This window comes from Blautia sp. MSJ-9 (assembly GCF_018919065.1).
Classification (GTDB): domain Bacteria; phylum Bacillota; class Clostridia; order Lachnospirales; family Lachnospiraceae; genus Blautia_A.
This window is the reverse complement of sequence record NZ_JAHLQG010000053.1, coordinates 74,554-100,214: the sequence shown is the minus strand read 5'-3', so window position 1 is coordinate 100,214 and position 25,661 is coordinate 74,554. Positions and strand designations below refer to the sequence as shown.

Below are 25,661 nucleotides of genomic sequence, written 5' to 3'. Positions count from 1 at the left end.
CGGGCCGCTGGTGCATCGGTTAGACTGCCAAGTCTACGGCCGAGTAGCCAAGCCCGGAAGGGATAAACGCTGAAGGCATCTAAGCGTGAAGCCCCCCTTAAGATGAGATATCCCATTCGAAAGAAGTAAACCCCCTTGAAGACGACGAGGTAGATAGGGCAGAGGTGGAAGTGTAGTAATGCATGGAGCTGACTGTTACTAATCGGGTGAGGGCTTGACCAAGAATCGCAGGAAGTAATGAATCTCAAGGAAATGTCAACATGTATGTAGTTTTGAAGGTGCAAAACCTTTAATGGCCCAGTGGCTCAGTTGGTTAGAGCGCCGCCCTGTCACGGCGGAGGTCGAGAGTTCGAGTCTCTTCTGGGTCGTTAGCAATGAGCTAACGATGTTTAGTAAATTGCATATGGATATGGAATCTTAGCTCAGCTGGGAGAGCATCTGCCTTACAAGCAGAGGGTCATAGGTTCGAGCCCTATAGGTTCCATACTTGGATGGATTCCCGAGTGGCCAAAGGGGGCAGACTGTAAATCTGTTAGCAACGCTTTCGAAGGTTCGAATCCTTCTCCATCCACTTAGCTTAACAGCTAAGCCGATGTGGCTCAATTGGCAGAGCAGCTGATTTGTAATCAGCAGGTTATCGGTTCGAGTCCGATCATCGGCTTTTAAATTAATACCGCGGGGTGGAGCAGTCTGGAAGCTCGTCGGGCTCATAACCCGAAGGTCATAGGTTCAAATCCTGTCCCCGCTATTTTGCCCAGATAGCTCAGTTGGTAGAGCAGAGGACTGAAAATCCTCGTGTCGCTGGTTCGATTCCGGCTCTGGGCATTCACTTTGGAAAGTGACAATTGAATATGGAGCATTAGCTCAGTCGGTAGAGCACTTGACTTTTAATCAAGTTGTCCGGGGTTCGAATCCCCGATGCTTCACTTTATGACTTCTGTGAATTTCACAGAAGTTTTTTTGTGTTATAAGAATTTACTTTGTAAAGCTCTAATGACATAAAAAAGCTCTCAAGGCAGGATATTTTTTAGTTCGATTTTAGTTCTAAAATGGTATTCATTCTGCATAAAGTATTAGTACCTGATAACCGTAGGAAGTGCGCAGTCTTAACGGTGGACAGGCTGTATAATATTATGAAATCATGTAATGCAGAACAGGAGGAGTTTCTATGAAGAATTCGATAAAGAATCTGAAGAATTATTTTCAGCTGATTGTGACAGCTGTTACCTGCTTTGTAATGGGATTTGTAAAGGATAGAGAAAGTGCATGCACAGGTAGCTGTGATGAGCGCACAGTAAAAAGAAGCGGATTTTTGGGAAGATTATGGAAAAGTCTGGGAATGTGTTTGGTATATGAAACTCCGAAAGCAAAAATGATCTCAGAATATATTGTAAAAGATACAGATTCTAAGAAAAACAGGACGGATCTGCATCCAAAAGAAAAAAGGAATACCAAAAAAAATAAAATTATATACTGGAATGAACCAAGAATCCAGAATAGAATAAGTAAAGCTGCATATTTTAATACGGGGTGAGTCCCCGTATTAATAAGCTGATAGAAAAGTTAGGAAAATATTCTTAATGAAGTCAAAAGAGTGATTTGATTAAAAGTGTACATACAGAGAAAGTTATATGTATATACTAAAAGGAAAGAGGTTATGAGAAATCATGGCCGTACGTCTGGATGGTCTTATTATGAGAAAGTCTTTTTTTCCCGGAACAACGGGAATCTTTTGTCTGTTTTTTATCCCTTATCTGATTACGATTGTTTTTAACGGTGTAGAAAGTACTCTGGTCAACAGAAAATTTGATATGGAAATGATTTTACCAGTTATTGTTGCATCGCAAATTGGAGAAACTTATGAATTAGAAACAATAAAAGCGCAGACGATCATTGCACGGTCCAATTTTTGCAGAAAAATACAGGAGCAGGATAGTTTTTCAAAAGTATTGAATGAAATCAGGAATGAAGTGAAGGGAAAATCCTTATATCTTGCAGTCTCGCAAGAAAAATACGAAAAGGCAGTGACTGATACAGAAGGGATGGTTATGACATGGGATGGAGAACTAAAACAAATTCCTTATCATGAGTTAAGTGCCGGACAGACAAGGGATGGCAGGGAAGTTTTCCACAGTGAGGAGGAAGATTATTTAAAATCTGTCCAAAGCAGTGTGGATAAAGAGTCAAAAAATTATCTTAACAGTGTATACATAAATCAAAAGATACTTCCAAAGGAATTGAAAGTGAAGGAGAGAGACAGCGCCGGATATGTAACAGAACTTCTGGCTGACGGGAAAACGCTGGAAGGTGAATCTTTTCGAAAAGGTATGGGACTTACTTCTGCAAATTTTACAATACAGAATATTGGAAATCAGGTGCGTTTTTTATGCAAAGGAAGAGGACATGGAATGGGATTTTCGCAGTACGGAGGGAATGAGCTGGCAAAAAATTCTAATAGTGCAGAGGAAATTCTGGCGTATTATTTTCCAAGTATGGAAATTCAGGAGATTACAGAAATTTTCTGAATAGATGTAATAATTCTGGACACCCTATAGATATGAAGATGAAAATAGAGGTGAAAGGAATATGATGAATAACAGAGTCACGCGAATTATCGCCAATACCGTTGGTCTGGCAGCTGTAGCAGCATTAGGAATTACTGTATATCAGTTAGGTACATCTCCGATTAAAGAGGAAGCACCTAAGGAGCAAACTCAAGATACTGCTCAAAGTGAAAATACGGATGATATATTTGCTGGAGAGGATGGAATAAGTCAGACAGAATCAGAGAGTCAACCATCACTGGAGGAGGAAAATCAGGATGATGTGGAAATGACTTCCGGAGATGGAAATACACTTGTAAACCCGAATGGGGATATGAATGAAAATACTGTGGATAAGAATAAAGCTGAAGTATCTGTGAATGTGGATAAAAGCAGTGATGTTAACAGTACAGATGGAGAATCAGCGGATGTAGAGGATACTGATGCAGGAGAAGCAACGGATGTTTCGGCATCTGCAATCAATCTGCCGACAGTAAATTTCTCAGAAGATACATTAATGGAGTGGCCGGTAAATGGAAATATTCTGCTGGATTACAGTATGGATCAGACTACGTATTTTCCAACTCTGGATCAGTACAGATTAAACCCTGCCATTGCAGTTGGGGCAGTAGAGGGAGCACCGGTAGTTGCGGCAGTAAACGGTACAGTTTATTCAGTGGAACAGGATGCACAGACTGGTACAACCGTGACCATGGAGCTGGGAAACGGATATCAGGCGGTTTACGGACAGCTTACAGATCTGACTGTTTCTGAAGGGGATACAGTAAAGAAAGGAACAACTATCGGATATATTGCACAGCCAACAAAATATTACAGTACAGAAGGAACGAATCTTTATTTCGAAATGAAGAAAGATGGAGAACCAATCGACCCAATTGCATATCTTCCGTAATTCAATCGAATCAAATAGATTCTCTGCTTAGAATCAAACACGCTTCAGCCTCAATTGCGAAAAGCAATAAGCAGTGGGTGGGGACTTACTTGTATCAGGAGGAGTGTAAGCTTCTCCTGATAAACTGAGGATCAGTTATTCGGTATAGAGCCGCATATCGAGGCGGAGAATTTTGTCCGTTTGGACAGAAGTTTTGCCATTTGCAACCTAAAGGATATCTGTAGTATAATGTAGAAAATACTTTCAGAAGGAAACGATGTGAAACAGTATCTAAAAACATCACATCAATAGCATGAAAAGGAGCTTTTGCATGAATATTAACGAGATAGCGAAACTGGCAGGGGTCTCCAGGGCTACGGTATCCAGATATTTAAATAATGGCTATGTTAGTGAAGAGAAGAAGAAAATTATCCGCAAAGTGATCGAAAAAACCGGATATCAGCCCTCTTCACAGGCACAGATGTTGCGTACCAAAAAGACGAAACTGGTAGGGGTGATTCTTCCGAAGATCGATTCCAACACGATCAGCAGAGAAGTAGCCGGAATCAGTGATATCCTTACGAAAAAAGGCTATCAACTAATCCTGGCGAATACAAATAATAATATTGAAGAAGAGTTGAAATATCTTTCACTATTTAAGGATAACCAGGTAGATGGAGTTATTTTCATTGCCACAATCCTGACGAAACAGCACCGTGATATGCTCAAAGAGTATAAAGTGCCAATTGTTTTGCTGGGACAGCGTCTGGAAGGGTATCCATGTATTTTTCAGGATGATCAGAAAGCGGCAATGACGCTTACAGAACAGATGGTAAAGACTGGCAACAAGTTTGGATATATTACAGTTACAGATAAAGATGAAGCTGTTGGAAGAAAAAGAATGTCCGGGGTTGAAGAGATTCTTAGTAAGAATAAGATTGAATTTGGCAGTGAATATGTGAAATGTGGTGATTTTACATTGGAATCGGGATATGAAAAAGCAGGAGAACTGTTTGGCGAACATCCGGATATTGATACACTTATCTGTGCAACGGATACTATGGCAGTTGGAGCAGTGAGCTGGTTAAAGAAGAATGGATACCGGATTCCGGAGCAGGTTCAGGTTGCCGGTATGGGAGATAGTTCTCTGGGAAAAATTATAGAGCCGAAGTTGACAACAGTACATTTCTATTATAAAACGAGCGGAATGGAGTCTGCAAAGATGTTGGTAGAGCTGATGGAGGCGGAGAATGTATCGATACATAAAGAAATTAAGATGGGATGTAAGGTGGTAATGAGAGAGTCTCACAGGAGCAGATAAATGAGAAGAGAGCTAAGAATTCACGAAACAGGTGAAAAATCTTAGCTCTTTTTATGTCTTAGAAAATTATTCCGTAATATTTTAATGACATAGAAAAAAACTTTGGTTAGGATCACTTTGCGTTGGAGAATCCTGCTTCAATTGCGAACATCCATTTAATAGATAAAACCTGTTTTGGATATTATGTATAAAAATGCGACAAAATATTTGTGCTAAGTTACATATTTACAAATGAAAATCTGACGGATATAATGAAAACAACATATGAGAACGATTCCATACAAAGAACACACATAAATGTATATTAACAGTAAAATAACCATATATACATAAAACAAATAGTGTATATAAATGTGGGAACGATTACATAAATAAGAAGGAGGATATTATGGATTATAGAAAGACAGCTCAGGAAATATATGACCATATCGGTAAAAAAGAGAACATTATTTCCGCAGCTCATTGTGCCACACGTCTTCGACTGGTTATTGGTGACAACTCGAAGGCAGACAAGGAATATGTTGAGAACATTGAAGGCGTTAAAGGCGTTTTCTTTGCACAGGGACAGATGCAGATCATTCTGGGAACCGGTGTTGTGAATAAAGTATATGATGAGTTCATCCAGATTGCAGGAGTTTCTGAGAGCAGCAAGGAGGATCTGAAGAAAGTTGCAGCTTCCAGAGCAAATCCTGTACAGAGACTGATTAAGACTCTTGGAGATATTTTTGTGCCGATCATTCCGGCTATTGTTGCAAGTGGTTTCCTTATGGGAATCATGGAAGCGCTGAATTTCATGGTAAATAATGGTTTCCTGAATATTGATACCAGCGGCTCTATTTATACTTTTGCGCAGCTTTTCAGTAATACGGCGTACACATTCCTGCCAATCCTGATCGCATACAGCGGTGCAAAAGTGTTTGGCGCTAATCCATATCTGGGTGCGGTTATCGGTATGATCATGATTCATCCAAACCTGCAGAATGCATGGACAGTTGCAACAGAAGGGGTTCAGGTAACTCAGAAAGTATGGTTTGGACTTTATTCGATTGACATGGTTGGTTATCAGGGACATGTTATCCCAGTTATCATTGCTGTGTGGGTACTTGCACAGATTGAGAAGAGGCTTCACAAGGTTGTACCTGCAATGTTCGACCTGTTTGTTACTCCGCTTGTAAGTGTATTTGTAACAGGTTACCTGACATTATCCATTATCGGACCGATCTTCGTAGCCGTTGAGAACGGACTTCTGAATGGAATCCAGTGGCTGATCGCATTGCCGTTCGGTATTGGAAGTTTTATTATGGGTGCTTTTTATGCTCCGACAGTTGTGGCCGGTGTACATCATATGTACACGATCATTGACCTTGGACAGATTTCCAAGTTTGGAGTTACTTACTGGCTGCCGCTTGCATCTGCAGCAAATATCTCACAGGGCGGTGCTACACTTGCAGTAGCACTTAAGACTAAAGATCAGAAGATTAAATCCATGGCAGTTCCGTCTGCATTAAGTGCATGCATGGGAATTACAGAACCGGCAATTTTCGGTGTAAACCTTCGTTTCGGAAAACCTTTTGTAATGGGCTGTGTCGGCGGTGCAGTTGGTGCGCTGTTTGCATCTATTACAGGACTGGGCGCTACAGGAACTGGCGTAACCGGTATTTTCGGAATTCTGCTTTGCCTGAACAACCCGGTATCTTATATTCTGATGTTTGTGATTGCATTTGGCGTAGCATTTGTACTGACATGGCTGTTTGGATATAAAGATGTGGCAGCAGAGAGTAAAGCTGTAAAAAATGAAGATAAGAGTGAAGATGCTGTAAAAGCAGAGAGTATTGAAGGGCAAAAAAATTCTGTGGTAAGTGATGAAAATGCTACAGCAACAGATGAAAACAAAACAGCTTCTGAAACAGAAAAAACAGCAGGCGGCGCAGATGATTTCGTACTCTACAGTGCATTAGATGGAACTGCAATTCCACTTTCTCAGGTAAATGATGCAACATTTGCTTCTGAAGTTCTAGGAAAAGGAATTGCTGTAAATCCGGCTAAGGGTGAAGTAGTTGCTCCGTGTGATGCAACGGTTGAGACCGTTTTTGACACCAAACATGCAGTTGGTTTAAGTACAGAAAGCGGTATGGAACTTCTGATCCATATCGGTATCAATACTGTAGAACTGGGTGGAAAATATTACACAGCTCATGTAAAAGACGGTGATCGTGTAAAGAAGGGACAGCTTCTCATATCCTTTGATATGGATAAGATCAAAGAAGCAGGATATGATGTAACTACTCCGCTTATTGTAACAAACACAGACGATTACAGAGATGTGAAAGCCTTACATGAAGGTCCGGTAACACCTGCAGATAAAGTATTGGAGATTGTGAAAGAATGAGTAATTTAACAAAAGTTCTTGAGAGAAATGTATCACAGATTGAAAAGAATGCAAATATGAAGGAAGGAAGATTCCGCCTTGGGCATCATCTGATGCCTCCGGTGGGATGGTTAAATGATCCGAATGGATTATGCTGGTACAAGGGCAGATATCATGTGTTCTTCCAGTATGCACCTTTTGATGTGGAAGGTGGACTGAAGTTCTGGGGACATTATACAAGCGAGGATCTGCTTGACTGGAAGTATGAAGGGACAGCTCTTTATCCGGATTCCTCCTATGACTGTCATGGGGTATATTCCGGGTCTTCACTGATTGATCAGGATAAAATGCATCTGTTTTTTACAGGCAATGTAAAGATTGATGGTGATTATGATTACATTAATGAGGGAAGGGAGACAAGCACCCTTCATGTAGAGAGTGAAGACGGAGTTCATTTCAGCGATAAAGAAGAGGTTATTTCCTTTGAGAAATATCCGGAGGATTTTACCTGCCATATCCGAGATCCAAAGGTCTGGAAGGAGAATGACAGATATAAGATGGTTCTGGGCGGACGTCTCAAAGAGGATAAAGGAGCAGTTCTGGTATATGAATCAGAGGATTTAAGAGACTGGAAACAGGAACGTGTGATCACTACGCCGGAGGTATTCGGTTATATGTGGGAATGTCCGGATTATTTTGAACTGGATGGACAGAAGTTCCTGTCTGTTTCTCCACAGGGGCTGAGTCGTGAAGAGTATCGTTTTCAGAATATCTATCAGTCCGGATATTTTCCGATGAAGGAAGATGGCTCTGTAGATGTGAATGACTTCAGAGAATGGGATATGGGATTTGATTTCTATGCGCCACAGACGTTCACAGATAATAAGGGCAGACGGCTTCTTATCGGCTGGATGGGAATGCCGGATGCAGATGAAGAATATGTGAATAAGACTATTGATGAAGGATGGCAGCATTGTCTCACTGTTCCAAGAGAATTAACGGTACGTGACGGAAAAATTCTCCAGGCTCCTGCAAAAGAACTGGAAGGTCTTCGAAAAGAGAAGACAGTTCTTCATGATGAGAAATCAATCGTAGAGATTCGTGTGGAAGTAAATGAAGGGTTTGACCTGGTACTTGATGAGATCGTTATGACGGGCAGCAGCTTCAAGATCAGTATGGGCGGACAGATGATTTTTAAATATGAAGATGGAGTTGCGGAGATTGGCTTTTCCGGAATTGCAGGTGCAGGAAGGTCGAAACGAAAGGCAAAGATTGGTGAGCTGAAGAATATCAGACTTCTTGCAGACACTTCGGCAGCAGAAATCTACCTGAATGATGGAGAGACTGTTTTTTCTACAAGATATTATCCGGATCGTGAGGATCTTCAGTTAAAGATTCTTGGTGGAAAATTTAAGGGAAATCTCTGGAACCTCCGAAAAATGATATTCACAAAATAGGAAAATAAACGTATAATAAAGCAGGTGGGAAAGAAAATCCGCAGTCGGTTTCCCTGCCTGCTTTTTTGACATAAAAATGACTTCAGATACTGCAAAAGGTATCCGGGGACGTGGATATGTCCGGGTGAAATACGTGCTTTAATGCCGGCTGTTTATTATAGAAATAAGGATGACTGCAGATGGTAATGTGCGGTTATCCTTTACATAGATCAGTGTACAGGATGGACAGTATAAGTTATGTCAGTGAAAGTGCAGATGGTATAAGTGGAATACCGAAATTAAGGTTTAAACGGTATTTGTCACAGGTACATTGGGAGTGGAGATTATAATGAACTATACTTACATTGTAAGATGTGCAGACGGAACCCTTTATACAGGATGGACAAATTGTCTGCAAAAAAGGCTGAAAGCACATAATGAGGGAAAGAACGGCGCAAAATATACGAAGACCAAAAGACCGGTTACGCTTGTATATTATGAAGGATTTTTGACAAAAGAAGAGGCAATGAGAAGAGAGTATCAGATTAAACAGCTTACCAGAAATAAGAAACTGGAGCTGATGAAATTCTGATATTGCTGCCTGTATTTTCCCAAATTGTATCAGGAGGATAAAAGAAAATGAAAAAGATGACCAAATGCTTTGCCATGTGTGTGGCCTGTATGATGCTTAGTGTTCCGGCTATGGCAGCAGAGACACCGGATATTACAGTAACACCAATTCCGATTGAGACTCCGGCTCCAGATATCACACCGATTGAAACACCTGCGCCAACACCAACACCTGCGTTAAAGAATGGATGGTATACTTACGGAACAAAGAATAAGAAATATTTTAAGGATGGCAAGTATCTGACAGGAATGAGAAAGATTCATGGAGAGGTTTATTACTTTAGTCCAAAGGGATTTATGAAAACCGGATGGATTAAATATAATGATAAAAAGTATTATTTCGGTTCCAATGGAGTACGCTGCACTGGTGTAAAGAAGATTTCAGGAAAATATTACTATTTTAGTGATAAAGGTGTTCTGAGAACAAAAACTGTTAAAGTAGGAAATACCACTTATTACTGCACAGAAAAAGGAATTCTGGAAGCATGGAAAAAAGGCAGCAGCTTTTACTATGCAAATGGAAAGAAAATGAATTCTACAAGAGCATATGAGTATGAAACTCTGCAGAGAGCAAAGAATGTGGTAAATGCGATTACCAAACCAAGTATGTCAAAGAGTCAGAAATTTGAGACTTGTTTCAGATGGGTAATGTATCAGCATTATTATGAGACAAAAAGAATTTTCCATAATCAGACTGCATGGCCGGCATTATATGCTAATGACTATCTGATCCTGAGCGGAAAGGGCGGAGATTGTTTCTCTGATGCATGTGCGTTTGCGTATCTGGCGAAAGCACTGGGATACAATAATGTATATGTCTGCGTAGATACAACATCAACAGATGGAAGCGGACACTGCTGGGCTGAAATCGGAGGTCTGGTATACGATCCATTATTTGCAGAAGCAAAGAGTTATTATGGATATTTTGGTGTAAGTTATGGCTCTTATGGTCTGTATGCTGAGAGAAGAGTAGCTGTCTGAAAAAAACAGATTTATAAATAGGATTTGCCTGTATCAGGAGGTAAGTTACTTCTGATAAATTGCGGAGTAGTTATTTGGTTATGAGTAAGCAGCGAAGCGGATGATTTTATCCGCTTGATAATAGAAAAGATGTCCGGGAAGATTGACGTGTCAATCATTATCCTGGACATCTTTTTATATATGATGTTGGTCAGACAGGCAGTGGCGCAACGAAGAAATACATTACGATAAAGTGGCAGGCACTTCCAAGCATCACAAATATATGAAAAATTTCATGGGAACCAAAATTCTTGTGTCTGGAATCGAAAAGCGGAACTTTCAGAGCATAGATCATACCGCCGATAGTGTAAATAATTCCACCTGCAAGAAGCCAGTCAAAACCAGCACGTGGGAGTGCATGAAAGATTGGGACAAATGCAAGGACACAGAGCCATCCCATGCCAATATACAGTACGGAAGATAACCATTTCGGGCAGGTGATCCAGCATCCTTTTAGGATCATGCCAAGGATCGCAATACTCCATACCAGGGCACACAAAATATAGCCAATATGATTGTGAAGAACAATGAGGCACACCGGAGTGTAACTGCCTGCGATCATTACAAAGATCATCATATGATCCATCTTTCGAAGACGGCGGTTAACTTTCTCTGTAGAGTCTACGGAATGGTAGATTGTGCTGGCAGCATAAAGCAGGATCATTGTAAGGATAAAAATGCTCAATGCTACGATATGGATCACATCATAAGAACGTGCCGCTTTGATAATAAGCGGGACAGCACCGACTGCTGCGAGGAGAAGAGCGATGCCATGAGTGATCGCACTTCCTGGATCTTTTAATTTGAATTTCATAGTAAACGCCTCCATTCATTTGGGTGTATGTTAATGAGATTATGATCAGATAACAATGTAGATTGTGAATATCTGTCTGACCTGCCGGAGTTCTGAGAAAATTTAACAGAAATTCGGTTTTAACATGCAAATATAAATAAAAACAATATCAAGTAGTAATTAAAACTATATATTAAGTATACGAATACTATACCACAAATATTCAAAAAATCAAGCACCTATTTTGAAAATCAAAATAAAATAATGAGAATTGCAGGAGCAGCGAAGCAGCGGAGCAATTCGTAGATATCAAGTTAGGGGAAAAATACTTTTTGACCCTAACATCATATAATGGAAGTATGAGTAAAGCTTCGGTCAAATTGGGGCTTGTCATAGAAACTGGAATTTGCTATGCTAAATCTAAGCAAGATGGGCAATCGGTTGCGTAAAAGATAAACGGGGTGTTTTTATGAAAACAGAAGAGAAGAAGGTATATACGATTGAAGACATTGCCCGAGAACTGGGGGTAAGCAAAACAACCGTATCAAGAGCTATTTCAGGAAAGGGAAGAATCAGTCAGGCTACCAGAGACAGGGTGCAGGCATTTATTAAAGAACATGATTACCGGCCTAATGTGGTGGCAAAGGGACTGGCACAGCGTAAAACTTATAATATTGCACTGCTGATGCCGAAGGATTATGTTGCTACAGAATTCCTTTTTTTTAAAGATTGCATGAATGGAATCTGTGAGGTGGCATCTTCCTATGATTATGATATTATTATTTCTATGATTGATGGGGAAGATGTATCGCAGATACAAAGGCTGGAAGCAAATCGGAAAGTCGACGGAATCATTGTCAGCAGGACGGTAGTAAGTTCTAAGGTTCAGAAATATCTGAAGAACTGTAAGGAACCATACATATTGATCGGACCATCTTCAGATCCGGAGGTTCCATTTGTGGACAATAAGAACCAGGAAGCCGGAAAAGAGCTGACAAGTATTATGCTGATGAAGGGATTTAAGAATCTGGCACTGCTTGGAGGAAATCAATCTTACGATGTAACTGGAAGCAGATATCAGGGATTTCTGGAAGCTCATAAGGAGATGGGAGTTCCTGTAAATGAGCACCTGATTTTTATGGATGCGGATAATCAGGTAGCGGTATCTGAGGCGGTGAATCAGCTGATCGAGGAAGGGGCAGATGGAATTGTCTGTATGGATGATGTGATCTGCGGTATGTGTCTGAGCAGTCTGCGGGAAAAGAAAATACAGATTCCGGCAGATATAAAAGTTGCAAGTATGTATGACAGCAAAAATCTGGAATATAATAATCCACCGATCACCAGTATTCGGTTTGATACAATAAGACTTGGGAAGATAGCCTGTATCAAGCTGCTTAAGATTCTTGGAGAGAATCCGGAAGAAGATATACTGCCATTAAATTATCAGGTAGTGCTGCGTGAATCGACACAGTAGAAAGGAACATCTGCTGATAATAAATTGAGGCGTAAGTCACGCGGATAAATGAAGTCGATTTTATGAGCAAGTCCCCACCCACTGCTTATTGCTTTTCACAATTGAAGCAGGGGATTTACTTGATTTGGTTAAAAACTTAGAAATGAGCGTAAGAGTTCTCTGTATTATTGGAAAACAATAAACAGGGAACTTTTTATATTGTATCATGGGAGGTTCCGTTGCAGGCGGAGAATCATGCAGGCGGTTTTTAGTGAAAACGGTTGCACAAAAGCGGATGATGTTTGCGCAGAAAAACGGAAAATCAAGTCCTGAATTGTGCAATATAGCAAAAATACAGTACTGAAATTAGATAATAATGGCTAATTGACTTTGATGATATAATGGAATATACTAAAAACATGAACAAGCGGTTGCGCAGACAAGACAACGAGCGTTTATTCCGGAAAAGCGGATGATGGAATGTTTGGGCAGACCCACCAGAAATCAGGAGGAAGAGAAAATGAGAAAAAATGTAAAAAAGGTGATCGCACCGTTGCTGGCAGCAGCTATGGCACTTTCCTGCACAGTATGTGTAAGCGCAGCAGAGGATGAGACAATTAAACTGACTGTATGGGGAGCTGAGGAAGACCAGGATTTATTAAAAGAACTGACAGATAAATTCCAGGAGAAGTATGCAGATCAGAAATTTGATATTCAGATTGGCGTAGAATCTGAGTCTACTGCAAAAGATACTATTCTGACAGACGTAGAGGCTGGTGCAGATGTATATGCATTCGCAGATGATCAGCTCACAGATCTTGTAAAAGCAGGAGCACTTCTGAAACTTGATGATTATGCGGAAGCACTTCAGCTTGCAGATACAACACTTGATGATGTAAAAGCAGCAAACGTTGAAGGTGCTATTGATGCAGCAACAATTGATGGCAGCCTGTATGCATTTCCAAGAGCTGCTGACAACGGATATTTTCTTTACTATGATTCATCTGTAATTTCCGAAGAAGATGCAGCAAGCTGGGACAGCCTTCTTGAAGCGGCTGATAAGGCCGGAAAGAAAGTCGGTATGACACTTGCATCCGGATGGTACAATGCTTCCTTCTTCTATGGAGCAGGATTTACAACAGGACTTAACGATGACGGAACAACAACTATGGATTGGAACGGAACAAGTACTGACGGATATACAGGTGTTGATGTAGTGAAAGGAATGCTTGATATCACATCTAATTCAGCATTTATGGCAGTTGCTGATGGGGATATGTCTAACCAGCTTGCATCCGGTAATCTGGTAGCATGCGTTTCCGGTACATGGGATGCGATCACAGCACAGGATGTATTTGGTGACGGATATGCAGCAACAAAGCTTCCTACATTTACAGTTGGTGACAAACAGGTTCAGCAGGGATCTGTTGCCGGTTACAAATATGTTGGTGTAAACGGATATTCCGAGAATTCCGGATGGGCAGTTCTTCTTGCTGAGTACCTTACAAACGAAGAATCCCAGCAGATGTTCTTTGACCAGAGAGAAAGTGGTCCTTCCAATAAGAATGTAGCAGCTTCTGATTCTGTTCAGGAAAATGTAGCTCTTGCAGCACTCTCAGCTCAGTCTGAATATGCTCAGGCTCAGAAAGTTGGCGGAAAATACTGGGATCCGGCTCAGACATTTGGTGAACTGGTTGCACAGGGAACATTATCCGCAGATGATGACAATGCAATTCAGGAAGCACTTGATAACCTGGTAGATGGTGTTACAGCTCCTGTAGAATAATTATGAGCTGACAAAACATGCTTTGAATTACTGAGAACATAGTGAACAGTAAGTGGTTAGAACATAAATAAGAACGTAAAATTTTTAAGGTTTCTGACTAAAATATAAAAAACATGCGGAATATAATTGGAAAATAAAAAAATTATATGATATAGCTTCTGAAAAATGGCCCATATGCATAACGGCATGTGGGCTGTTTTAAGGAAAAGACTGTTGCTGTCTGAAAACAGGCAGTAACAAAAAAGAAATAACGAGGAGGAGAGACATGGCAGCACAGGAAAATAATTCTGCTGTAGCGGCAGTAGGTGGTTTCTTTAAAGCCATCGGCGGATTTTTTGCTGATTTTGGTACTGCTGTAGCAAAAGGTGATGCGTTCGTAAAGCTTTCCCTGATCTGGATGGGAGCAGGATATGCGAAACGTAAACAGTATGTAAAAGCAGTGTTGATGACTTTACTGGAGATTGCAGTAATCTTTTTCACAGTAAAGTTTGCAATGCAGTATGTGCCGAAATTCGGCAGTCTTGGTACTGTAAAGATGGAAAAAGTCTTTAACATGAAAACAATGAAGAGTGAGTTTAATGATTATGATAACTCATTCACCATCCTGTTGTTCTCATTGTTCAGCTTTGTTGTGTGGTTTGCAACGGCAGTTGTGTGGTTTAAGAACGTGATCAATGCTTATACACTTCAGAAAATGGAAGAAACGGGAAAGCATATCAATACTTTTAAAGAAGATCTCAGATCATTGACAGAAGAGAAGTTTCACATCACATTACTGACACTTCCGGTACTTGGAGTTGTGATCTTCACATTAATCCCAATCTTACTTCTGATCTTTGTAGCATTTACAAATTATGATCAGCAGCATATGCCTCCTACTGAGTTGTTCTCATGGGTAGGTTTCAGTAACTTTATCAGTTTGTTTGGCGGCGGTGGCCTTACATCTACGTTCGGATATGCATTTGTGCGGGTTCTGGGATGGACACTTGTATGGGCTTTCTTCGCAACATTTACAACTTATATCGGAGGTATCCTGCTTTCCCTGCTTCTCAACAGCAAGAAGACAAGACTGCCGAAGATGTGGCGTACTTTATTTATCGTAACGATTGCAGTTCCGCAGTTTGTATCACTTCTGCTGGTTCGTAACTTCTTTTCAAATGGAGGTATTGTCAATACAATCTGCAACAGTATTGGACTGACCGGATTTTTAAGAAGCATAGGACTTGTGTCCACAAGTTACATCCCGTTTCTTTCTGCACCGGGCTGGGCACATGTAATGATCATTCTTATTAATATCTGGATTGGTGTTCCGTATCAGATGCTGATTGCAACAGGTGTTCTGATGAACCTTCCTTCTGACCAGCTTGAGAGTGCAAGAGTAGACGGTGCAACAAACTTCCAGATATTCAGAAAGATCACAATGCCATATCTGCTCTTTGTAACAGGACCTGCTCTGATCACAGACTTTGTAAAAAATATTAATAACTTTAATGTTATTTATCTGCTCACACAGGATGTTTATACAACAACAAACCAGGCAATGGCAAGCTCACAGGCAAAAGAGGTTGACCTTCTGGTTACCTGGCTGTTCCGTCTGACTCAGGATTATTATAACTACAAGATGGCATCAGCAATCGGTATTATCGTGTTCATCATCTGTGCAATATTCACCCTGGTTGCATTTAACAGGATGATCAAGGGAGATAAGGAGGGAACATATCAATAATGAGAAAGATGAAAGATAGTCGTACTTCTTCTATAGTATTACATAACTTACTGATCGCTGTACTGGCATTTATCTGGCTGGTTCCGATCATCTGGCTCGTATGTACTTCCTTCAGTGCTTATTCAGGAATGAACACCAGCACATTTTTCCCGAAGGAATGGAGCATTAATAATTACCTGAAACTGTTTCATCCGGATTCTGTATCTCAGTTTCCACAGTGGTTTCTGAATACATTCATCATCGCATGCTTTACATGTGTGATTTCCACTATGTTCGTACTGATGGTTGCCTATGCAACGTCTGTTATGAGATTTAAGATGAGAAAACCGCTGATGAACATGGCAGTTATCCTGAACCTGTTTCCTGGTATGCTGGCAATGATCGCTGTTTACTTTACACTGAAATCCTTTAACCTGACAAACAGCTATGCCGGTCTGATCATGGTTTATTCTGCTTCATCAGGTCTGGGTTATCTGATTGCGAAGGGATTCTTTGATACAGTTCCGAGAGCACTCTGCGAGGCAGCCAGAATCGACGGATGCAGCGAGGCAAGAATTTTCTTCCAGATGGTTCTACCGATGAGCCGCCCGATCGTTGTTTATACAGTTATCAGCAGTTTCCTGGTACCGTGGATGGATTTCGTGTATGCAAAGATGATCCTGAATGCCGGAATTTCTTCCAAATATACAGTTGCCATTGGTCTGTACAAGATGCTGGATAAGAGTCTGATCAATTCTTACTTTACTCAGTTCTGTGCTGGTGGTGTACTGGTATCCATACCGATCTCTATTCTGTTTATGATCATGCAGAAATTCTATGTGGAAGGAATTACAGGCGGTGCTGTAAAAGGTTGATATTATGAATATGACAACGGGAAGAAGAGGAATCGTCTGGAAAACTCCGGACATCACGGCCGATGGGCTGAAGATGTTTGCATGTATTGTCATGCTGATCCAGACAGTTGGAATTGCTGTTATTGAAAAAGGACTGATTCATTTAGACCAGTACACGCAGGAAAGTCTGAACCAGGCGATGTCCCAGGATTCCCGTTTGATGACACTTGCGGGAATCGGGTCCATCATGCAGCTTATTGGAGGGATGGCGATTCCCGTATTTGCGTTTCTGCTGGTGGAGGGATTTCGCAATACATCTGACTATAAGAAATATCTGCTGACAATGATCATCACTGCACTGGTCAGTGAGATTCCGTATGATTTGGCGATATGTGGAAAGGTGTGGGATCTTTCCAGTCAGAATGCAATGATCACGATGTGCATCTGCCTGATCATGTTGAAATGTATGGAACTGTTTAGCAATTCTTCGGGATTTGCAGGCAGTATGGTGAGGATACTGATCATGATCGCTGCGATCGTGTGGGTGAGTATTTTCCGTGCAGAATATGGTCTGTGCATGGTGCTGCTGGTGACAGTGTTCTATGTGTTTGATACAAAAAATGTGCTGAAGACAGTGCTGGGCTGCATCATCAGTCTGATGTATGTGACTGGACCGATCGCGTTCTATGGAATCTGGTGCTACAACGGTGAGAGAAAAGACCGTATCAATAAATATGTTTATTATGCTTTTTATCCTTTGCATCTGTTGGTGCTTGGAGTAATTGCGAAATTTGTTCTGTAAAAAAATATAGTTTTTGCGGGAAAAGTGCGGAAACTATATTAATGAATACTTGAACTTATACGGTTATTGTTCACAAATCAATATCCTGACATTGGGTAAATGGAGTGAGCAATAATCTTAAATATGATAACGAAAGAGAAAACGACTGAGAATAGAGATTTAAAGAGGAGAACAAGTATGGACTTTAGAACTGACAAGCTGCTCCATGGCGGCGACTACAATCCTGAGCAGTGGTTAAAGAGACCGGACATTCTGGAAAAAGATATTGAGATGCTGGAAGAATCCGGCTGCAATGTAGTAAGTGTGGGAATGTTTTCCTGGTCTACACTGGAACCGGAAGAAGGCGTATTTAACTTTGGATGGCTGCAGGAGATCATTGATAAACTTTATAAGAGAGGAATTTCCACAATCCTGTCTACACCATCTGGTGCAAGACCGAAATGGATGGCTGATAAATATCCGGAAGTACTTCGTGTAGATGAGACACGCCACAGAGCACTGTTTGGATTCAGACATAATCACTGCTATACTTCTCCGGTTTACAGAGAGAAGATCCATATCATTAACAAAAAAATGGCAGAGGAAATTGCTACACATCCGGGTGTGATCCTGTGGCATATTTCCAATGAATACGGTGGAGAATGCCACTGCCCGCTTTGTCAGGAGGCATTCCGTAACTGGCTGAGAGAGAAATATCAGACCATTGAGAATCTGAATGATCAGTGGTGTACCACTTTCTGGAGCCATACTTATAACAGCTTTGACCAGATTGAAAGTCCGTCTAAGATTGGTGAGACTCAGCTTCATGCACTGAATCTGGACTGGAAGAGATTTGTCACTCATCAGACAGCAGACTTTATTCACCATGAAATCGCAGCACTGAGAGATGGCGGAAGTGAGCTGCCGACAACTGCAAATCTGATGCATTATTTTGGCGGTCTGGATTACTTTAAGATTGCGAAAGAAATTGATGTGGTTTCCTGGGATACTTATCCGACGTGGCATAAAGAAGCACTGATCGATACTGCTTATGACAATGGTATGTGCCATGACCTGATGCGTTCCCTGAAGGACAAGCCATTTTTACAGATGGAGTCCTGCCCGAGCTCTACTAACTGGCAGAGCGTCAGTAAGTTGAAGAAACCGGGAATGCTTTTCGCACAGTCTATGCAGGCAATTGCACACGGAAGTGATGCATCTCTTTACTTCCAGATTCGTCAGAGCAGAGGTGCTTCCGAGAAGTTCCACGGAGCAGTGATCGACCATTACGGCGGGAAGGATACAAGAGTATTTAAAGAGGTTTCTGAAGTTGGAGCAGCTTTAAAAGAATTGCAGGAACTGACAGGAACAACTATGAGCAGTCAGGTGGCTATGATCTATGACTGGGACAGCCAGTGGGCTATGGAGGACAGCCAGGGACCGAGAAATAAAGGCCTTCATTATCTGGAAGCCATGCTGAAATTCTACAGAGGTTTCCGTAAACAGGGTGTTAACGTAGATTTGATCGATATGACCTGTGATCTGGACAAATATAAAGTACTGGCTCTGCCGATGGTTTATATGTTTAAGGAAGGTTTTGCAGAAAAGGTTCGTGCGTTTGTAGAAAACGGCGGTACACTGATCACAAGTTACTGGTCAGGAATCGCAGATGACACAGACAGATGCTATCTGGAAGGAACACCACATGGCCTGATGGATGTACTGGGAATCAGAAGTGCTGAGATTGATGGTCTTTATGACTGGGAAGAGAACTCTTTTGTTCCTGTAGAGAGTAATGAACTTGGTCTGGATAAGACTTATACATGTAAGTATCTGTGTGATCTTGTGGAGCTTCGCGGAGCACGTACATTAATGACTTACGGAAGTGATTTCTATGAAGGAACTTCCTGCCTGACGGTGAATGAATATGGCAAGGGTAAAGCATGGTATGTGGCAGCAGATGCTGATAAAGAGTTCTACAGTGACTTCCTTGGAAAAGTGCTGAAAGACAGCGGCGTTTCCAGTGGAATCAAAGGAGAAATCCCGGATGCACTGGAGATCACAGTGAGAGAGAATGAAAATGCAAAATACTATATTTACCAGAACTTCGGAACAGAAAGCGCAGAACTTCCGGTACCGGAAGGCGAGGTAAGCTGGATCTATGGTAATGGAAGCGATGAATTGAAAGTTTATGGTCTTGCAGTTGCAAAGGTTATCGTGTAAAATAAATAGCGATGGATGAGGAAATCCCTTCACTTTAAGCAGAGATTGAGGCTGCCTGGTGGAGGGGTTCTTTTTTTACTCAGGGAAAGGCAAAAAAGTATGATTTCAAAAGCGCAAATTAAATATCTGTCAGGTGCGGCATCTTATGTCAGAGGCCAGGATATTTACCGGACCGGAAAAGTTCTGGATATGGATATACAGGATGTAGGAGCAAGTGACGAAATCATTGCTTCCGTGCAGGGCAGCGGCAGAAATATTTATGAAGTGGATATATCCGTAAATAAAGAAGAAAATGAAATAGAAAGTAGTTATTGTGACTGCCCGGCATATGGAGAATATAGTGGAATCTGTAAGCATTGTGTAGCAGTTCTGTTGGAATATAATAATTATGTGGTGGAACAGAGAAAGGCTATTGTCCGTGAAAATCTGGAGCAGATGAATGGCGTAAAAAAGGGTATGAAGATGCGTACCACTCCGGAACTGGCGCAGCTTCTGCAGAAACAGGCTGTTGCAAAATCATTGCCGCTGATCCAGGAGAGTACTTATGGAAAGGTAAGACTTGAGCCGTCTTTTACATTTGATGGCAGAAACTTCTATGTGGAGTTTAAGATCGGAGCAGGTAAACTGTATGTATTGAAGGATGTGTTTACCTTTGACCAGGCAATGGCGGATCAGGAAAATTATAAATATGGTAAGAATCTGCAGTTTGTTCATACGGAGGAATCTTTTGATGAAGAGTCGAGACCGCTGGTGAAGTTTATACGGAAATGGGTGCAGGATCATAAAGCACTTTACCGGCCTGGTTCTTTGTATGGATATTATGGCAGTTCGATGGAGAAAACAAGACATATAAGTCTAAAGGGAAATGAACTGGCGGAGTTTTTGCTTCTGATGGAGGGAAGAACTTTGAACGGAGAGGCTGTTGGTGAATATTGCCGGGAGTGGCAGATTACTACGAAACATCTGCCGAGAAAAATAAAAATTACAGGCTCTGAGCAGGGAATTGAATTGAGCGTGAGTAAATTTCTCAGTGCAGGAATTACTGAAAAGTATCGGATTTATTTCTATGGCGGATGGATTTTCGTAGAGAATGCAGAAGATCTTTTGCCTGTTGCGGACTTTATGGATAGTATGACTGCAGTGAGGGGAGAGCGTGCATTCATTTCGAATAGTGATGTTCCGGCCTTCTGCAAGGATCTTCTGCCAGTTCTTCAGGAATTTTATGAATGTGAGGTAAAGAACTTTGACCCGGCAGATTATGGAATGCTGGAACCGGAATTTAAGATTTATCTGGATGCACCGCAGGAAAATATGATCACCTGCAGACCTGAGGTTTATTATGGGGAAAAACAGATTTCTCTGTATACAACGGAAGAGATTGCTATGCGTGATATGGCGAAGGAAGCAGTACTTCGTAAGGTTATTCATGAGTATTCCAATGCATTTGATCCTGATACGCAGAGTTCTGCAATCGTGGATGACGATGAAATGGTATATGATCTGTTAATGTACGGAATTCCGGCAATGCAGGCGCTTGGAGAGGTATTTGTTTCAGAAGCTTTGAAACGAATGGAGATAAAGTCTGCACCTAAGATTACGGTAGGAGTTTCTTTGAACGGAAATTTACTGGAACTGACATTAACTGCAGGGGAAATGTCGAAGGATGAACTGATCGATATTCTTTCCCGCTATAACAGGAAAAAGAAATTCTATCGTTTGAAGGATGGATCTTTTATTAATGCTGAGGATTCAGGACTTGATACAGTTGCAGAGTTAAAGACAGGACTTCAGCTTACAGATAAGCAGATGAAGCAGGATGCGATCGAAGTGCAGAAGTACAGGGCACTTTATCTGGACGGACAGCTGAAGGAGAGTCCTTTTGTAGCGACAGTAAAGGATAAAGCATTCCGGTCACTGGTGAGAAACATGAAGACTGTCGAGGACAATGATTTCGAAGTGCCGGAGAGTCTGGATAAAATTTTGCGGGAGTATCAGAAGCGAGGATTTCTGTGGATTAAGACATTGAATTATAATGGATTTGGCGGGATACTTGCGGATGATATGGGACTTGGAAAAACGCTACAGGTAATTGCATTTCTGCTGTCGGAATTTCTGGAAAGAAATGTTCATATGATGGAGAATGAAGCTGGACTGGAAAATGATACAGTAGGGGATGTAAATGAGCAATATGAAAAGAAGCAGAGAAATGCTTTGATTGTAGCTCCTGCATCTTTGGTCTATAACTGGAGCAGTGAGATTCAGAGATTTGCGCCGGAGCTGACAGCGAAGATGGTGACAGGAACTGCGACAGAGCGAAGAAAGATTCTGGCAGGGGCAGACTCTGAAGATATTCTTCTGACTTCCTATGATCTGCTGAAAAGAGACATCAGTGAATATGAGAAGTATAAGTTCCGATGTGAGATTATTGATGAAGCTCAGTATATCAAGAATGCAAATACTCAGGCTGCGAAAGTGGTAAAAGAGGTTCAGGCAGACTTCAGACTGGCGCTTACCGGAACTCCGGTGGAGAATCGTTTGAGTGAGCTGTGGAGTATATTTGATTATTTGATGCCTGGTTTTCTTTACAGTTATAAGAAGTTTCGTGAAGAGGTGGAAATCCCGGCAGTTCAGAATTCTGATGAAGATGCCATGAAGCGCCTGCAGAAAATGATCCGGCCGTTTGTACTTCGGAGATTGAAGAAAGAAGTGCTTACAGATTTGCCGGATAAGCTGGAAGAGAATATGTTCGTGCAGCTTACAGGAGAGCAGCAGAAGCTCTATGATGCACATGTGAAACGTATGATGCTGATGCTGGATAAGCAGTCAGAAGAGGAATTTAAGACTTCAAAGATTACAATTCTGGCGGAGCTGACAAAATTGCGTCAGATCTGTTGTGATCCGTCTCTTGTTTTCGCAGATTACAAAGACGATTCTGCAAAAGTAGATATGTGTCTGAATATGATCAGCAATGCAGTGGAGAGTGGACATAAGATTCTGCTGTTTTCGCAGTTTACAACTATGCTGGACCATCTTGCGAAACGTCTTGAACAAGAGAAAATCAGCTATTATATGCTGACTGGTTCTACAAACAGGGAGAAACGTGCGCAGATGGTAGAGAACTTTAATAAAGATGAGACGCAGGTATTTTGCGTTTCTCTAAAAGCAGGAGGAACCGGACTGAATCTGACCGCAGCAGATATTGTAATCCATTTTGATCCGTGGTGGAACCTGGCAGTGCAGAATCAGGCAACGGACAGAGCACACCGAATCGGTCAGAAGAATGTAGTGAATGTATATAAGCTGATCGTGAAGGATACGATTGAAGAAAATATCGTGAAACTGCAGGAAAAGAAAAGGGAACTGGCGGATCAGATCCTGGAGGGCGAAGGACTGAACGGTGGCAGTTTCACCAGAGAGGAACTGATGGAATTACTTTCCGGAAAATAGCTGCTTGGCTGCTGTTAAATGGCATTTTTTGTAAATACAGAGATGTATATTCTCCCTGCTTTTTCCACATAATAACCATACAACACATGATATGGAAACTGAAGGATACAAAGACAGTAAACTTCGATAAAAAGAAAAACAGGAGGAAGAAAAGTGCATGAAAGCTACAGGAATCGTTCGGCGTATTGATGACCTGGGACGTGTGGTCATTCCTAAGGAAATCAGAAGAACATTACGGATAAAAGAAGGAACTCCGCTGGAGATTTTTACAGACCGGGAGGGTGAGATTATTCTGAAAAAGTATTCACCTATCGGGGAGCTGAATGTTTTTGCAAAGGAATATGCGGAGGCGCTGGCACAGTCCAGTGGGATGGTGGCCTGCATTACGGATCATGATCAGGTAGTTGCGGCAGCAGGACAGGGAAGCAGAGAATATGTGGGAAAGCCGATCAGTAAGGCTCTTGAGGAAACGATTTCAGAGAGAGGTTCAGTGTTTGCCAATGGGAATGACAGAAGCAGGATTCCGGTGACGCAGGAGCAGAGAGAACCGCTGTATTCCCAGATCATGCAGCCGATCATCAGTGCAGGGGACGCTGTGGGATCAGTACTTCTTCTGGGGAAGAACGAGAGAGATGTGATGGGTGAATCAGAAAAAATGCTGATCAGGACTGCAAGTGGTTTTCTGGGACGGCAGATGGAACAGTAAGTGCGTTGCAATATATGGTTTATATGAAACAGAAGGATAAGTAGAAGTTACTTTAAAGTTCGAATATGATCATATCAAAAATATTGCAGAATAGATGTAAATGAGTATAAATCTTCATAATAAATTAAGAGAATCTTCAGGAGCGAATGGTAGCAACTGGAGATTCTTTTTTGTATAATAAAGGAACAGTTATAAAGTTGATGAATTGTTTTCAAAATGATTTATACGTTGAGGAGATATCATGAAAACGAGAAAAGAAATGAAGAAAAATGCCTGGCAGATTGTGAAGAAGCATTATATTCTGCTTTTGGCAGTGTGTATGCTGGCATCCTTTATCGGGGCGGAGTTTACCATGAATTTCATGCCAAGCATTTACAGAGAGAGGGCAACAACTGCGGTAGACAAAGCTTTGGAAGGTGAAACACAGGAAGGCGCAGAGGGGTATTTGCCTGGTAAAGAACAACGGAGAGGAGAAATGAATATATGATAGCAATCTATCTGGCACCGGTTTATCTGCTGGTGTGTATCTATATTCTGCTGAGAACCCTGAACTGGATACGGGTATTGCACGTCGTTTTCCAGAATGTGTGGGTATGCAGAGGAATTGGACTTATCTATTTGTTTGTAGTGTTCAGTATATTGATTGCGTTTATGGCGCCGGCTTCGGGATTTCGGAGATGTATGAAGCTTCTGAGTAACTACTGGCTCGGCGTGCTGGTATATACGATCATGACGGTGGGAATTGCGGATGGTTTGAGATTATTATTGAAGTATCCTCTGAAGAATCTGAATTTTCCGGGCAGAGCATTGCTTTTTGGAAATGTGGGAACTGCTGTAGTGGGAGTGGTCTGTGCGGTGATTATTACGACGGTCAGTATTTATGGAATGATCAATGCAGGAAATATACAGACAACGAAGTATGATATTTCCATTGATAAGAAAGCGGGGAATCTGGACTCGCTGAATGTGGTGCTGATCGCAGATCTTCATCTGGGATATAATATCGGCTGCCGCCATATGGAGAAGATGGTGGAGAAGATCAATGCGCAGAACCCGGATCTGGTCGTGGTTGCCGGAGATATTTTTGACAATGAATATGAGGCACTGGAGAATCCGGACAGACTGGCGGCGATCCTGAGAGGGATTCAGTCAAAGTATGGTGTATATGCATGTTATGGAAATCATGATATTCAGGAGAAAATTCTGGCGGGATTTACTTTTGGCGGTAAGGAGAAGAAAGAGAGCTCTGTGAAGATGGATAAGTTTCTGGAAAAAGCAGGAATTACACTTCTCAGAGATGAGTATGCGTTGATTGATAATTCTTTTTATCTGTATGGAAGACCGGATTATGAGAGACCGGGACGTGGGATTGATGAGAGAAAGAGTCCGCAGGAGATTACGGCAGATATGGATCTGTCATTGCCAGTGCTGGTGATCGATCATGAGCCGAGAGAACTGCAGGAGCTGGCGGATGCAGGCGTGGATGCGGATCTGTGTGGACATACCCATGACGGACAGCTTTTCCCGGGAAATCTTACGATTAAGCTGATGTGGGAGAATGCATGTGGATATTTGAAAAAAGATAATATGCACAGTATTGTTACCTCCGGGGTAGGGCTTTTCGGACCAAACATGCGTGTTGGCACGAAAAGCGAGATCTGTGATATTATGATACATTTTAAGTGATCGTGTGAAAAAGA

The 25,661-nt window shown here is 41.5% G+C and carries 19 protein-coding genes, 7 tRNA genes and 1 rRNA gene; 26 read left to right on the top strand and 1 reads right to left on the bottom strand.

Going from position 1 to position 25,661, the window contains the following annotated elements; genetic code table 11:
• From KQI87_RS15315 to KQI87_RS15240, 16 genes are all read left to right on the top strand, one after another.
• Nucleotides 1-222: ribosomal RNA gene (locus tag KQI87_RS15315) — 23S ribosomal RNA — on the top strand; the annotation flags it as partial.
• A gap of 72 nt (nucleotides 223-294) precedes the next feature.
• A tRNA-Asp gene (locus tag KQI87_RS15310) sits at nucleotides 295-368 on the top strand.
• Between the two features lie 43 nt (nucleotides 369-411).
• Nucleotides 412-484: transfer RNA gene (locus tag KQI87_RS15305), tRNA-Val, on the top strand.
• 5 nt (nucleotides 485-489) lie between these two features.
• Nucleotides 490-571, top strand: a tRNA-Tyr gene (locus KQI87_RS15300).
• Nucleotides 572-588: 17 nt separating this feature from the next.
• Nucleotides 589-661: transfer RNA gene (locus KQI87_RS15295), tRNA-Thr, on the top strand.
• 13 nt (nucleotides 662-674) lie between these two features.
• A tRNA-Met gene (locus KQI87_RS15290) sits at nucleotides 675-748 on the top strand.
• 4 nt (nucleotides 749-752) lie between these two features.
• A tRNA-Phe gene (locus tag KQI87_RS15285) sits at nucleotides 753-825 on the top strand.
• A 28-nt stretch (nucleotides 826-853) separates the two neighbouring features.
• Nucleotides 854-926, top strand: a tRNA-Lys gene (locus tag KQI87_RS15280).
• A 242-nt stretch (nucleotides 927-1,168) separates the two neighbouring features.
• On the top strand, nucleotides 1,169-1,534 hold the full coding sequence (locus KQI87_RS15275) for a hypothetical protein (RefSeq protein WP_216460861.1): 366 nt from the start codon (nucleotides 1,169-1,171) through the stop codon (nucleotides 1,532-1,534).
• 160 nt (nucleotides 1,535-1,694) lie between these two features.
• On the top strand, nucleotides 1,695-2,525 hold the full coding sequence (locus KQI87_RS15270) for a SpoIID/LytB domain-containing protein (protein WP_216460860.1): 831 nt from the start codon (nucleotides 1,695-1,697) through the stop codon (nucleotides 2,523-2,525).
• A gap of 61 nt (nucleotides 2,526-2,586) precedes the next feature.
• Entirely contained in the window at nucleotides 2,587-3,456 is an 870-nt protein-coding gene (locus KQI87_RS15265) for a M23 family metallopeptidase (protein ID WP_216460859.1), read from the top strand.
• A 310-nt stretch (nucleotides 3,457-3,766) separates the two neighbouring features.
• Nucleotides 3,767-4,756: a LacI family DNA-binding transcriptional regulator gene (locus tag KQI87_RS15260; RefSeq protein ID WP_216460858.1), complete on the top strand. Its 990-nt coding sequence runs from the start codon at nucleotides 3,767-3,769 to the stop codon at nucleotides 4,754-4,756.
• Between the two features lie 388 nt (nucleotides 4,757-5,144).
• The gene (locus KQI87_RS15255) at nucleotides 5,145-7,145 is read left to right on the top strand and encodes a PTS beta-glucoside transporter subunit IIBCA (RefSeq protein ID WP_216460857.1); all 2,001 of its coding nucleotides are present in this window, start codon (nucleotides 5,145-5,147) and stop codon (nucleotides 7,143-7,145) included.
• Nucleotides 7,142-8,581, top strand: coding sequence for a glycoside hydrolase family 32 protein (locus KQI87_RS15250; RefSeq protein ID WP_216460856.1), 1,440 nt, complete (start codon nucleotides 7,142-7,144; stop codon nucleotides 8,579-8,581). The genes KQI87_RS15255 and KQI87_RS15250 overlap by 4 nt, the downstream gene beginning before the upstream one ends.
• A 328-nt stretch (nucleotides 8,582-8,909) precedes the next feature.
• Nucleotides 8,910-9,152, top strand: a complete 243-nt coding sequence (locus KQI87_RS15245; protein ID WP_216460855.1) for a GIY-YIG nuclease family protein — start codon at nucleotides 8,910-8,912, stop codon at nucleotides 9,150-9,152.
• 47 nt (nucleotides 9,153-9,199) lie between these two features.
• Complete coding sequence (locus KQI87_RS15240; protein ID WP_253292551.1) at nucleotides 9,200-10,171, top strand: hypothetical protein; 972 nt, start codon at nucleotides 9,200-9,202, stop codon at nucleotides 10,169-10,171.
• A gap of 190 nt (nucleotides 10,172-10,361) precedes the next feature.
• Here the strand turns inward: KQI87_RS15240 and trhA are convergent, their stop codons facing one another.
• A complete protein-coding gene (trhA, locus tag KQI87_RS15235; protein WP_216460854.1) occupies nucleotides 10,362-11,024 on the bottom strand; it encodes a PAQR family membrane homeostasis protein TrhA in 663 nt (220 codons plus the stop codon).
• Nucleotides 11,025-11,472: 448 nt separating this feature from the next.
• On the opposite strand from trhA, the gene KQI87_RS15230 reads away from it, so the two are divergent.
• From KQI87_RS15230 to KQI87_RS15185, 10 genes are all read left to right on the top strand, one after another.
• Nucleotides 11,473-12,480: a LacI family DNA-binding transcriptional regulator gene (locus KQI87_RS15230; RefSeq protein WP_216460853.1), complete on the top strand. Its 1,008-nt coding sequence runs from the start codon at nucleotides 11,473-11,475 to the stop codon at nucleotides 12,478-12,480.
• Nucleotides 12,481-12,979: 499 nt separating this feature from the next.
• Nucleotides 12,980-14,245 carry an extracellular solute-binding protein gene (locus KQI87_RS15225; RefSeq protein ID WP_216460852.1) on the top strand — a complete coding sequence of 422 codons (1,266 nt, stop codon included), beginning with the start codon at nucleotides 12,980-12,982 and terminating at the stop codon, nucleotides 14,243-14,245.
• Between the two features lie 265 nt (nucleotides 14,246-14,510).
• Nucleotides 14,511-15,971: a carbohydrate ABC transporter permease gene (locus KQI87_RS15220; RefSeq protein ID WP_216460851.1), complete on the top strand. Its 1,461-nt coding sequence runs from the start codon at nucleotides 14,511-14,513 to the stop codon at nucleotides 15,969-15,971.
• Complete coding sequence (locus KQI87_RS15215; protein WP_216460850.1) at nucleotides 15,971-16,825, top strand: sugar ABC transporter permease; 855 nt, start codon at nucleotides 15,971-15,973, stop codon at nucleotides 16,823-16,825. Before KQI87_RS15220 ends, KQI87_RS15215 begins: the two co-directional genes overlap by 1 nt.
• 4 nt (nucleotides 16,826-16,829) lie before the next feature.
• Nucleotides 16,830-17,606 carry a TraX family protein gene (locus KQI87_RS15210; RefSeq protein ID WP_253292550.1) on the top strand — a complete coding sequence of 259 codons (777 nt, stop codon included), beginning with the start codon at nucleotides 16,830-16,832 and terminating at the stop codon, nucleotides 17,604-17,606.
• 177 nt (nucleotides 17,607-17,783) lie between these two features.
• Nucleotides 17,784-19,808 (top strand): beta-galactosidase, encoded by a 2,025-nt coding sequence (locus KQI87_RS15205; protein ID WP_216460849.1) that lies wholly within the window; start codon nucleotides 17,784-17,786, stop codon nucleotides 19,806-19,808.
• A 99-nt stretch (nucleotides 19,809-19,907) separates the two neighbouring features.
• Nucleotides 19,908-23,255 (top strand): DEAD/DEAH box helicase, encoded by a 3,348-nt coding sequence (locus KQI87_RS15200; RefSeq protein ID WP_216460848.1) that lies wholly within the window; start codon nucleotides 19,908-19,910, stop codon nucleotides 23,253-23,255.
• 157 nt (nucleotides 23,256-23,412) lie between these two features.
• Nucleotides 23,413-23,961 carry a stage V sporulation protein T gene (spoVT, locus tag KQI87_RS15195; RefSeq protein WP_216460847.1) on the top strand — a complete coding sequence of 183 codons (549 nt, stop codon included), beginning with the start codon at nucleotides 23,413-23,415 and terminating at the stop codon, nucleotides 23,959-23,961.
• Nucleotides 23,962-24,202: 241 nt separating this feature from the next.
• On the top strand, nucleotides 24,203-24,448 hold the full coding sequence (locus KQI87_RS15190; protein WP_216460846.1) for a hypothetical protein: 246 nt from the start codon (nucleotides 24,203-24,205) through the stop codon (nucleotides 24,446-24,448).
• Nucleotides 24,445-25,647 (top strand): metallophosphoesterase, encoded by a 1,203-nt coding sequence (locus KQI87_RS15185; RefSeq protein ID WP_216460845.1) that lies wholly within the window; start codon nucleotides 24,445-24,447, stop codon nucleotides 25,645-25,647. Before KQI87_RS15190 ends, KQI87_RS15185 begins: the two co-directional genes overlap by 4 nt.
• The last annotated feature ends 14 nt before the right edge of the window (nucleotides 25,648-25,661 follow it).